This is a genomic window from Streptomyces sp. NPDC000983, assembly GCF_040299205.1.
GTDB lineage: Bacteria > Actinomycetota > Actinomycetes > Streptomycetales > Streptomycetaceae > Streptomyces.
The window spans coordinates 56,518-67,291 of record NZ_JBEPBM010000038.1 but is presented as its reverse complement, the minus strand read 5'-3'; the positions used below and the strand labels follow the sequence as shown (position 1 = coordinate 67,291).

Annotated in this window: 11 protein-coding genes and 1 pseudogene; 2 read left to right on the top strand and 10 right to left on the bottom strand. The window is 68.9% G+C overall.

From position 1 onward, the window contains the following. Nucleotides 1–27: 27 nt before the first annotated feature. The 4 genes from ABT296_RS31595 to ABT296_RS31580 all read right to left on the bottom strand — a co-directional run bounded on the left by ABT296_RS31595 (nucleotide 28) and on the right by ABT296_RS31580 (nucleotide 1,824). The gene (locus ABT296_RS31595; RefSeq protein WP_351932310.1) at nucleotides 28–180 is read right to left on the bottom strand and encodes a hypothetical protein; all 153 of its coding nucleotides are present in this window, start codon (nucleotides 178–180) and stop codon (nucleotides 28–30) included. Next, nucleotides 173–754, bottom strand: coding sequence for a GNAT family N-acetyltransferase (locus ABT296_RS31590; protein WP_351932308.1), 582 nt, complete (start codon nucleotides 752–754; stop codon nucleotides 173–175). The genes ABT296_RS31595 and ABT296_RS31590 overlap by 8 nt, the downstream gene beginning before the upstream one ends. A 90-nt stretch (nucleotides 755–844) precedes the next feature. After that, on the bottom strand, nucleotides 845–1,231 hold the full coding sequence (locus tag ABT296_RS31585) for a hypothetical protein (protein WP_351932314.1): 387 nt from the start codon (nucleotides 1,229–1,231) through the stop codon (nucleotides 845–847). Nucleotides 1,232–1,236: 5 nt separating this feature from the next. Next, nucleotides 1,237–1,824, bottom strand: a complete 588-nt coding sequence (locus ABT296_RS31580; RefSeq protein ID WP_351932306.1) for an RNA polymerase sigma factor — start codon at nucleotides 1,822–1,824, stop codon at nucleotides 1,237–1,239. Between the two features lie 472 nt (nucleotides 1,825–2,296). Between ABT296_RS31580 and ABT296_RS31575 the strand changes: the two genes are divergently transcribed. Further along, complete coding sequence (locus ABT296_RS31575) at nucleotides 2,297–2,671, top strand: hypothetical protein (RefSeq protein ID WP_351932304.1); 375 nt, start codon at nucleotides 2,297–2,299, stop codon at nucleotides 2,669–2,671. Nucleotides 2,672–2,790: 119 nt separating this feature from the next. Here ABT296_RS31575 and ABT296_RS31570 read toward each other — a convergent pair whose 3' ends face one another. From ABT296_RS31570 to ABT296_RS31555, 4 genes and pseudogenes are all read right to left on the bottom strand, one after another. Then, nucleotides 2,791–4,959 carry a pentapeptide repeat-containing protein gene (locus ABT296_RS31570; RefSeq protein ID WP_351932302.1) on the bottom strand — a complete coding sequence of 723 codons (2,169 nt, stop codon included), beginning with the start codon at nucleotides 4,957–4,959 and terminating at the stop codon, nucleotides 2,791–2,793. Nucleotides 4,960–5,166: 207 nt separating this feature from the next. Beyond that, nucleotides 5,167–5,574, bottom strand: a complete 408-nt coding sequence (locus tag ABT296_RS31565) for a DUF6924 domain-containing protein (protein WP_351932300.1) — start codon at nucleotides 5,572–5,574, stop codon at nucleotides 5,167–5,169. Nucleotides 5,575–5,632: 58 nt separating this feature from the next. Continuing rightward, nucleotides 5,633–5,833 carry a DUF2191 domain-containing protein gene (locus tag ABT296_RS31560; protein WP_351932298.1) on the bottom strand — a complete coding sequence of 67 codons (201 nt, stop codon included), beginning with the start codon at nucleotides 5,831–5,833 and terminating at the stop codon, nucleotides 5,633–5,635. Nucleotides 5,834–6,037: 204 nt separating this feature from the next. Further along, nucleotides 6,038–6,919, bottom strand: a pseudogene (locus tag ABT296_RS31555) (NAD(P)-dependent oxidoreductase); the annotation flags it as partial. A 135-nt stretch (nucleotides 6,920–7,054) separates the two neighbouring features. Between ABT296_RS31555 and ABT296_RS31550 the strand changes: the two are divergent. Continuing rightward, the gene (locus ABT296_RS31550; RefSeq protein WP_351932295.1) at nucleotides 7,055–7,417 is read left to right on the top strand and encodes a winged helix-turn-helix transcriptional regulator; all 363 of its coding nucleotides are present in this window, start codon (nucleotides 7,055–7,057) and stop codon (nucleotides 7,415–7,417) included. Here ABT296_RS31550 and ABT296_RS31545 read toward each other — a convergent pair. Then, entirely contained in the window at nucleotides 7,398–8,654 is a 1,257-nt protein-coding gene (locus ABT296_RS31545) for an MFS transporter (protein WP_351932293.1), read from the bottom strand. The two genes, ABT296_RS31550 and ABT296_RS31545, sit on opposite strands and share 20 nt — an antisense overlap. A 290-nt stretch (nucleotides 8,655–8,944) precedes the next feature. Next, nucleotides 8,945–10,765: an acyl-CoA dehydrogenase family protein gene (locus ABT296_RS31540; RefSeq protein WP_351932291.1), complete on the bottom strand. Its 1,821-nt coding sequence runs from the start codon at nucleotides 10,763–10,765 to the stop codon at nucleotides 8,945–8,947. Nucleotides 10,766–10,774 lie beyond the last annotated feature (9 nt).

Genomic DNA, 10,774 nt, shown 5'->3' with positions numbered 1-10,774 from the left:
GCGCGAGCGGCCCCCACCCGAGTGCGCCTACTGCTGCTGCGACAGGCGCTTGTTGAACTCTTCCTCGACCTGGGCGGCAGCCTCGGCCGGGGCCGAACCTTCCAGGAGGTGCTGAGCGACGGCATCCGTGCCGTAGCGGGTCTGGAGGGTCTGTGTGATGAACCAGGGAGGCTCATTCACCTCGGATACGGGCATGCAGATGCATGTCGTGTCGGCCATCGTCATGTACGGCGGCGCTGCGTTTGGTGCCTTCCAGGACGTAACCGGACTCGGCGGCGACTCGGCACGAGGCGTGATTGCGGGTGGAGTGGTCCAACTCCAGGCGATGGAAGCCGATTTCGTCGAGGGCCCAGACGGTGAGCGCCTTGAGGCCGCTTGAGGCGACACCGGCGCCGCGGACGGCCGGGAGCACCCAGTACGCCACGTTGGCTGTCCCGTCGTGGAAATCCAGGCCGCGCAGGGCCAGTCGCCCGACTACGTCGCCGTCGCGGGTGATGGCCCAGTGTCCGCCCTTCTCGCCTGTCCAATCCTGGCGGTATGCCTCGAACCATTCCCGGGCTTGGGCCTCGGAGCAGGGCCGACGCGTGTGCCAGCGGCGGATCTCGTCATCCCCGTAAGCCGACAGGAACGCCGGTGCGTCGCCGTCTGCCCAGGGCCGCAGCAGCAAGTCCCCGGTCGCGGGGAGCACGGGTTGGCGGGACCCTCCGAGCAAGCCGGAGGCGATGACGGGCGGCGTCGACGGAGCGCGAGTCATGCCCCAAGATTGCCTGACGCCGACCGCACAAGTGGACTGGTACCGGGAGAAGGACCTACTCCCCGATGCCCTGGAAACCGCTTTTGGTGATCACGAGTTACGGTGGCCGGGAACCGGCCGGGACGTTTGAGCTGACGGCGGGTTCGTGACCTTTGTCGTTGTGGGTGTTTGGGTGAGGGTGCATACGCCGTCCACGCACTGGCGGTGCAGGCGACCGCGGGAGATGGTCTGTGCCAGGCCGACCAACCAGCAAGTGGGGCAGCCGCGAAACGCGATGAGGGCCAGTGGGGTGACCAACAGGGCGACGGGGCCGACGACGGTCGTGAGGGCGATCGAGCCGGCGATCAGCCCGAAGCCGACGGCCCCGCGCACCAGATGGCGGGGGACGGAAGCGCTGGCGTAGTCCCTCTCGGGCGCGTCGGCTCGGGTTCTCGCTGTCTGCGCGTTCGCACTCTGTGCGGGTATCACAGTCTTCATCACGCTCACGGGTGCGGGATTCCTTTGGCTGGTCGGTCGCAGGGGTGGTCTGTCACTGCCAGAGCGTCGCGCAGTGCCGCGCGTGCTCTGTGCAGCCGTGACTTCATCGCGGCGTTGCTCAGACCGAGCGCGTGGGCGACGGTTCTGCCGGGCAGGCCCTGCACGTCGCGCATGATCAGAACCTGTCGCTGGTCACGGGGGAGGATGCTGACCGCGGCCGCGATCCGTTCCGCCTCCAGTCTGCGCAGTACCGCGTCCTCGGCGGACGGTCGCGCGGCCGTCTCAGCTTCGGCCGTGGCCTCGCTGTTGTGCGTGCGGAGCAGACGTATCTGGCGCAGGCACTCGTTCCGTACGATCCGGAACATCCAGGAGGCCAGTGCACCCGTGGCCCGCAGTGTGCCGATCTTCCGGTACAGGATGATCAGCGCCTCCTGCGCCGCGTCCTCCGCGTCCTGCGGTGAGGAGCACAGCGACAGGGCGAACCTGCGCACATGGGGCTGCGACTCCATGACGACGGCGGTGAGCGATACGACGTCGCCGTCCTGAGCTGCCCTGATCAGCTGTTCGTCCGGCCAGGTCAAGGGTTGGTTCATCTGATGGCTCCTCCCCGATGGCGCCCTCGTGTGCGGGGTGTGGGTGTGGGTGCGGATGTGGGTCAGCTGCGGCTCCTGCGACGTCGTATCAGGTGCCGGCTGCACGCGCCCACGAGCAGGGCTCCGATCACGATGAGGCCGGTGACCATCATGGGTGGTTCCTCCTGGTTCTGTCGGCCCGTTCGGCCGGTACACAGACAAGAGGCGAGGAGATCCGAAAAGGATTCACCCGTGGTGAGATTTCCTTCGTCGCGATGGATGTGTCATGCCGATGCGTCATCTCAGGCCGGTGGCTCACAGGGTGACGGCCGGTCACTTGTCTGATTGTGTGAGATCCTGCCGTCCGCGGACACGGTGCCGCGGACGAGGGCGGACGTCTTCGGGTACCTGACCAGTGCCTGGCGCGGGCGTGCGCGGTTCCCGCGGTGGACTCCGCTCACCGAGGAACCCGAACCAAATCCCAGGGGGACTGATGAACTCTGTCATGCGCAAGGCGGCGAACCTCGCTGTCGTCACCGGCACGGTGGCGGCGGCAGCCGTAGCCGGCGCCCCGGCTGCGAACGCGGAGCCCGTTCAGCACGGCTGCGCCTACCCCTACGTCTGCTTCTACGTGAACCGGGCCGCGTACAACGCCGGAAACCCCGCCGCCAAGTTCCAGGTCATCACCAGCGGATTCCAGGGCGTGACCGCCCGCGAGGGGTACATCGTCCTCAACACCCGCAACGATGACGTCGCTTACCTGCGAAGCAACGCGGGCTCGCTCTGCGTCGAGCCGAACACGACGACCGTGATGAGCCCCGGCCTCACCATCAACGGCGTGAGGATCTCCAGCGCGTCGACGTGCTGACCCGGCGGCCTGACAGCAGGGGCCGAGACGCTGTGCTGGTAGCTGGTAGCTGGTAGCTGGTAGCTGGTAGCTGGTAGCTGGTAGCTGGTAGCTGGCCGGCTGGCTCGACGACGTTGAGGTCAGCGCTTGACGCGGTTGCGGACGGCCAGGACCGCCAGTCCCAGCAGGACCGGCTCGGTCACCCGGGACGCCATCTCTATGTAGGTGCCCGCTGTGGTCAGGTCCTGGCCGGAGGAACGGAACACCACCGAGTTGAGGGTGACGTTCAGGGCCTTCTCGAAGCGATCGCCGGTGAACCTGTTGCCCGTCGGGTTTTGAGGGTCCGCCTTGTCGATCTCGAAAGTCACGGTCCCGCCCCCGGGAGGCACGGTGCCGGTCGCTTCGTGTTTCGGGGAGTCCTCCGGGAGCCCGACCCCCATCAGCAGCAGGATGGTGACGAGCATCGCGGCCGCGAGCCAGCCCAGTGCCCGGGAGGCGCGCAGGCCGTAGCCGGACAGCATCCAGTACCCATGCAGGAGCCCGCGTTCGGCGCGCGTGGTGCTGGTGGGGTCGTGGCGGCGCATCTCCATCTCGCCGTAGTAGAAGTCCGCTGCCCCCGGCTCGTCCTTGCTGTCCTCGAACGCCTTGCGCAGGGCCCGATACACAGGCGCCAGTTGGGCGGGCCCCACGCGTCCGGCTCCCAGTACGGCGACGTTCCAGCCCCGGTCCGCTGCCGGTTGGCTCGCACGCCAGTGATGTTCCTCCGCGAGTGTGCGTCGCTGGGTGAACCGTGCGGGGCGCCACGGCAGCGTGCGGGGCGGGACCGTGTCGAAGGAGCACGCACCCTCCAGCCGTAACTGGTCCAGATGCACCGTCCCGGTGAACAGGCACCCCGACAGATCGACGTCGGCCAGAACCAGATGCGCGGCGTCCACGCCCCGCAGTGAGGCGACCCGCACCGCGGCATCGGGCCCATCAGGTGTATCGGGGGCATCGGCCAAGGCCCTTTCCACCACCGGCTGTCCGTCGGACCGTACGAACGGGCGGGCCTCCGCGGCAATTGTGAGGGGGTACTCGAAGACCGCGTGCGAGAAGTCCACCGTGGCATGGCGCAGACGCACCTCGGCCGTCGCCGACCAACGTGTCCGCCGACAGTCCAGACGGCGTGCGGCGAAGGAGAGGGTCACCGGGCCGCCGAACAAGGCCCCCGACAGCACCACCCGCCCCGCGCACACCACGGGGCCGAGACCGACCACCCGCTCGAAGACCGCCTGCTCGAACCGGAGGTCTCCGTGGAAGGTCGCCGACTCGAACTGGGTGCCCTCCTTGAAGGTCGCCGACCCGAATACGGCGTCTCCCCCGAAGGTTGCCAACTCGAACCGGACGTCGCCCTCGAAGGTCGCCGACCCGAATACGGCGTCGTGCTCGAAGGCGGCCGACCCGAACCAGACGCCGGCGTGGAAGGTCACCGACCAGAACCTGGCGCCGCCCTGAAAGGTCACCGAGTCGAAGAGCGCGTCGTCCCGGAAGCGCGCCGAGTCGAAGAGGGCGTCGCCCTGGAAGGTCGCCGACTCGAACGCGACGCCGCGCTCGAAGGTCGCCAACTCGAACCGGGCACCCTTGCGGAAGGTGGCCGCGCCGAACACGGCGCCGCCTTTGAAGGTCACCGACCTGAACACGGCGTCGCCCCGGAAGGCCGCCGCCTCGAACAAGGCACCGCGCTCAAAGGTTGCCGACCTGAACACGGCGTCGCCCCGGAACCTTGCCGACCCGAACCAGGCGCCGGAATGGAAGGTCGCCGCTTCGAAGGCGGCGTCGCCCCGGAAGGAGGCAGCCCCGAACACGGCGCCGCCCGTGAAGGTCGCCGACCCGAAGAAGGCACCGAGCTTGAAGGTCGCCGAGTCGAACATGGAGCCGAGCTTGAAGGTCGCCGACCCGAACAGTGCGTCGCGCTCGAAGGTTGCCGACCCGAACCAGGTGTCGGCCTGGAACTCCGACGCCCCGAACGCGGCGCTGTTCATGAAGCGCGCCGAGCCGAACCGGGCGTCGCTTTCAAAGGTTGCCGACCTGAACCGGGCGCTGCCCTCGAAGACAGCCGATTCGAAGCGGGCGCTGCCCTGGAAGGTCGCCGACTCGAACCGGGCGTCTCCGATTCGGGGATGTCCGGTGGCGGGGTCGCGAAGGGCGTCGAGAAGGGCGTTGAGGAGTGGTTCGCTGAAGGTGGTGCCGCGGTGGTCGATGCTGGTGCCGGGCGTCAGGCCGGCCAGATAGGCGTCGCACTCCGTGTCGGCGAGGTGAGCCAGGCACACGGTGTGTCCGGAGACGTGGATGCCGCGGCAGCCGACAGGGTCGAACGTGGTGGCGCCGTAGCCACAGTGCGGCCAGGCAGACGGAGGCGGGGACGGATCGCGGCGCGGGTGTGACATACCCACAGGACGTCGGGCACGGCCGGATGGTTGCCGTCCCGTGGACGCCCCCTCGACCCCACGGCCCGAAATCGGCTGACGGCCAGTGACTCAAAAGCCCCGGTACACGCCGTCGCTGTCGACGGCGCGGGCGAAGTCCTCGAAGTCCATGTTCGCGCACCAGAGGTTGTTTTCGATGCCCCACAACTCGGCTGCTACGACACGGAGACAGCGCCCTCGCTCAGGCCGCAGTTGCGCCACGAGGAGCGGCCATTCAGGGGCGACGGTTGCCGAGTCCGCCAGGACCAGAATGGGATGCCCGTACTCCACGGGGACCAGGTCGATGAGCTGCTCAAGTGTCAGGCCCTCATACCTTCGGTCGTCGACGAGTGCGACGCCGGCCAGGAAGCCCTCTTCGGTGGGCGTGAACAGCACCTTCCGCAGCTCGTCCCAGGCATCGTCCGCCGAGAAGTCGGTGCGCACCACGAGGGCTTCCAAAACACAGGGCAGCTGGTTCATGCGCGGACAGTACCGCCCGTGCGATCTGACCGCTCGAGTGCCGTCACGGGCTGGCGGCTCACCCTTGCGGCTCCTGTGGTTTGGCGTCGAGTTCGCGCAGGCGTTGGTCCTTGAGTTCGGTGCGGGCCTCGGTGCGGTGGCCGTGGGCGATGTAGTCCCGCACGATCGCCTCGATCGCGTCCTGGGGCGAGCCGATGCCCGCCAGGACCATCACTTCCACCACGAGTTCGGCGTCGAGACTGATACTGACCTTGGCCACCTTGCCCCCTCATCACGTCGCAGCCGCACTCTAACCGCTCTTGGTTCCGCGGCACGCGCTCAGGATCGGAACTCGGCGCTCTGCGCAGCTCAACCCGGCGGATGCCCTACGGCACCGGAGGCATCGGCGGCACCGCAGCACCGGCGGCACCGCAGCACCGGAGGCACCGCAGCACCGGCGGCACCGGAGGCGCCGGACCTCCCGTCATCCCTCGGGATGCCTGATGCTCTCGATGATCCGGGCGAACCCCTCCGTTCCGTGACCGGCGTCCACCTGGCGCTGGACGAGCCGCTGGACCATGGCGATCGGCTCGGCGCTCACTCCCTGCTCGGCGCTCGCCTCGACGAACAGCCCGAGGTTGGAGAACTCCAGGCTCTGCTGCCCCGGAACCGTGTAGTCCCCACCGTCGATGACCTCGGCGTACCCCGCGAGCTCGCCGGTCATCGCGGTCAGCCACGGCGCGGCCATCTCCGCGAACCGGTCCGCGGACACCCCGGCCGGCGCGAGCATGGCCGCGCCGTGCATGAAGCCCGCGAACATCACGTACATCGACGACAGCAGCGCGAAGTCGTACAGCGATGCCAGCCCGGCGTCCTCGCCGAAGTAGGTGCTGGTCGCCCACAGGTCGAGCAGTGCCGCATGCTCACGGAACACCTCCTGCGAACCGCTGTACAGGATCGATGCGCCCGGCTGCCCGATCATGGACGGAACCGCCATGATGCCGCCGTCCAGGTAGGCGATCCGGGCCTCGGTGGCCCATGCGGCCAACTGCCGGGCCTGCTCGGGTTTGGCCGTCGTCACGTTGATCAGGGTCCGTCCGGCCAGGTCGCCGACGAGCGGGTCGAGTACCTCGTGCACCGAGTCGTGATCGAAGAGGCAGACGACCAGGAGTCGGCTCGCCCGGACCGCCTCGGCGGCCGAGGCCGCCTCCGTCGCCCCCTGTGCGACGAGCGCGTCCGCCTTCCCCGCCGAGCGGTTCCACACCGTGGTGCGAAGCCCGGCCTTCACCAGGGCCTCGGCGAGGGCGCCGCCCATCGCGCCGAGCCCGAGAACGCTCACGCGGGTGTCGTGGATCTCCGTCATGTGACTGCTCCGTCGTCTCGCTCACCGAATCGTGCTGACGCCTCGATCCTCAGCGCAGTCAGTAGAGTTGACCAGTACGGACCAATTAGTGCGGTACTCACTTTTGGGTGAGTGTCGTCGGGCGACGCGGAGGCATGCATGGCGACGTCGGCACGGCAGGGGCCCTATGTCTGCGGGATCGACGCGGCGATCGATGTCGTCGCCGGCAAGTGGAAGTCCTTGATCCTCTGGGAGCTTCATGAGCACGGCACGCGCCGCTTCGCGGAACTGCGGCGCGGCCTGCCGGGCGTCAGCGAGAAGATGCTCGCCCAGCACCTGCGGGAGATGGAGGACGACGGCCTCGTGCATCGCGAGGTGTACCCCGTGGTGCCGCCGAAGGTCGAGTACTCCCTGACCGAGCACGGCGTCTCCCTCAACACCGCGCTGGAAACCCTGGCGGTGTGGGGAGAGGAACGAATCGAGCGGATCGGCGCGGAAAGGATCAACACCGAGGTCGCCTGAGACCTGTCACGCGTGCCCCTCGGAAGAGCACCGGGAGCCACAGGAGGCAAGCCAGCAGGGGTACCGCCGCGTAGGCGGCCATTCCCGCGCTGGAGCCCAGCTTGTCCATGAGCAGGCCGAGGACGAGGTAGCCGATGCCGATGAGCGCGGACTCCACGAACACGATCATCGACAACAGGCTCGCCCGGTGGCGCGACGGCACGGCCTCGTTGAACACGTTGTCCACGAGCACGGCGGTGATCTCGGGAATCCCGACCAGGGCCAGGAACGCGGCGACGGTGACCCCCAGGAGACCGAGGCCGCTGAGACCGAGCGCCGCGGCGAGCGTCAGAAGGGACACCAGGACGATGACCCGGTACCCGATGCGCCGGTTCGCGCGGTCCGACAGCAGGGGAGCGATCCCGCCGGCGAGGAATCCCGCCGCTATGACCACGCTGACCGTTGCGGTGCCCGCTCCCTGATCGGAGAGCGTCTTCTGCATGAAGATGATGTACGGCGTCAACGTCGCGTGCATCAGGCCGGACACCACGACGAGCGTCACGAGCGCAGGCGTGGCCACCCGAAGCAGCGCCCGCCATGCCGTGGTGTCGCCGTACCCCTTGCCCGCTCCGTCCTGCTCGTCCACCGCGTCCACGCCGCGGATCTCGGGCACCCCCGACATCAGCACCACCACGGCCAGGGCGAGGCACGCCGCCGAACCGACGTAGACGACTGCCCAGGAGATCTGCTGGAGTTGGCCGCCGAGGACGATGGCGGCTCCCGAGGTGAGCGTCCCGAGCATGGTGAACCGGGACCTGATCCTGACGTAGCCGGCCGTCGCACCACGACGCACGAGCAGGTCGTACAGCAGGGCGGTGTCCGCACCGGACACGCATGCCATGCCGACGCCTTGCGCGATGAACAGCGCCAGGAACAACCAGTAGTTGGAGAACGACACCTGGCCGAGGAGACAGCCGGCGATCAGAAGCTGGCCGATCACGATGCCCGCACGTCGGCCGATCCGGTCGGCGATGAATCCCGTCGGAACCTCCGCGACTCCGCTGACCAGGTAGAGCAGCGTCTGCAGCAGGGCCACCTGCCCGACGGAGAAGCCCCGTTGGTGAAGGTAGAGGACGAACACACCGCGCTGGAACAGTGAGTTGGCGAAGACGGCGTAGACATAGAACGGGCGCGTGACCCGCCGTACCGCATCGCCGACCGAAGCCGGCCCGTCCATCGTCTTCGTGGTGCCGTTCATGGTGCGGGCTCCCTGGTGACGACGGTGATCCCTGGGTGTTCACGTACGACCACCGCAGGACCCTACTCCGCGCCGACGCCGACCGTGTCCCACCTGCTGCTCCGCCGGCAGCCATCCCCATCGCGGTGAGAACTGCTGCCGCAGCCGCTCGGGGCACGGGCCGTACCCGCCGATCGGCAGGTACGGCCCCAAGGAACTCACGATCCCCGTACGGTAGTTGCGCTCGTGTCGCCCGAGACGCCCAGCCGGCCCTGACCCCGCACGCCGCGAACGCCAGCCCCGCAGGTGGATCACGGCTCGGTCCGCGGCATCCGGCCCGGCTGAGCCGACGTGGCCGTGAGCATCGGCAGTGCGGCGAGGTGCTCCTCGGGCACCTCGAAGGCGTCGGTGAGCACGGTGAGATGGGGTGCGAGGTCGGCGATGAGATCGCGCCGCGTGCGGGGCAGGGCGCTGACCTGTGCGGTGGTGAGCGCCTTCTGCGTCAGCAGCAGTCCGGCCCGTGCCTCCACCTCGCCGAGCAGGAACAGCGCGCACAGGGATTCCAGGGCCGTTCGCGCCGCGGGGTCCGCCACCCGTGCGCAGGCGGCGGTGAACGCGTCGGCCGCCTGCCCCACGGTGAACGTCTCGACCAGGGCCAGGGCGGCGTCGGACGCGTCGTTCCAGCGACTCAACCCGTCGCCGGTACGGCCGCTTCGGAGGTCGCGGCGCGCGGTCAGGTGCCAGTGGCGTTCGGCGGCGGCGACAGCGCCCCGCAGGAAGCCGAGATCGGTGAGGCTCTCCGGGCCGGTGGCCTCGGGCGGTTGCGGCGCGAGATCGTGCCCGAAGATCATCTCGGCTCCGGCCTTGCACCAGATCGCCAGGTTGTCACCCTCTGCCGTGATCGCGCCGTCGGTGTTGGCGGAGAGCTCCGCAAGGCCGTTCACCGGGAACAGCCCCTGGGCGCCGCAGCGTTCGCGGCTCTCGGTCGTGATGTCCCTTGTCCTCCAGGTGATCCAGCCCTTGGCGACGGCCACCAGCCGCTCCGCTTCCGTGCGTTGGGCGGGGTGATGGGTGATCCAGCGGTCGGTGACCGCTCGGTGCAGGAAGGTCATGGCGTAGGCGGTCGCCACGCAGTCAAGCAGCCGGGTGTGGTGACTGCGGTGGGCGGCCAGGGGGATGCGCTGCCCGGCCACCGGGCCGGAGATGTGCCGGAGGTTGGCGTAGCGCACCGCGATGGCCAGCGCTGACCGGGCTCCGCCGAGGGCGCTTGCGCTCATGCACAGCTTTCCGACCGTCACCCGGCGGATGGCATGCAGGAACCGCTTGCGTGGGCTGCCCGTCGCACTGTTGAAGACACCGTCGGGCCCCAACTGCCCTTGGGGGCCCTGGAGCAGGGCGGTGCGGGGCAGGCGGACCTGGTCGAAGCTGGTGAGGCAGTGGTCAACCGGGCTGCCGACACGTTCCGGCAGCAGTGTCACGGTCACTCCCGGCAGCGTGCCCCGGTGGTCGCTGAGCGGGGTGAGAAACAGAAGGACCCCTTGGTCCACGTCGTCGACGAGCAGTCGGGCCGCGACGACCGCGGTCTTCGGCCCGCCGGCCGGGCTGGTGTTGGGCATGTACTTCCGGGCGCCGTCGTTCGGGGTGTGCAGGACGAACTCGTCGCGCTCGCGGTCGTAGCGTGCGACGGTCTCCAACGCGGCGGCGTCGTTGCCGTGGGCCCGCTCGGTGCAGAGGAAGGTTCCGACACGGGCCGTCGACAAGAACTCGTCCAGCTTCCGGGCCGGCGACACCTCGTCATCGAGCACGCTGCCCAGGAAGAGGTTGAAGTGGATGCCGGCGACGGTCGCGGTGGCTCCGTCGACCACGGCCGTCCATTCGTGCAGGGCGGCGAGCTCTCGCGGGTCGGCGACGAACCACTCCGGAGAGAAGGGCAGTTGCTCGTTCACGGCACGCAGACGGTCGTACGCGAGCTGCCACCTCTCCTCGACGGACGCCGAGGCGCGGTAGCGAAACAGTTCGTCCGCGACGACCTTGCGCCAGCGGCCGTGGGCGAATGCGCCGTCGGGGCCGTCCTGGAAGAGTGCCTCGGACAGGTCGGCGCGGCTGAGGGGGGTGGAAGAAGTAGTGATCATCACGGCCGT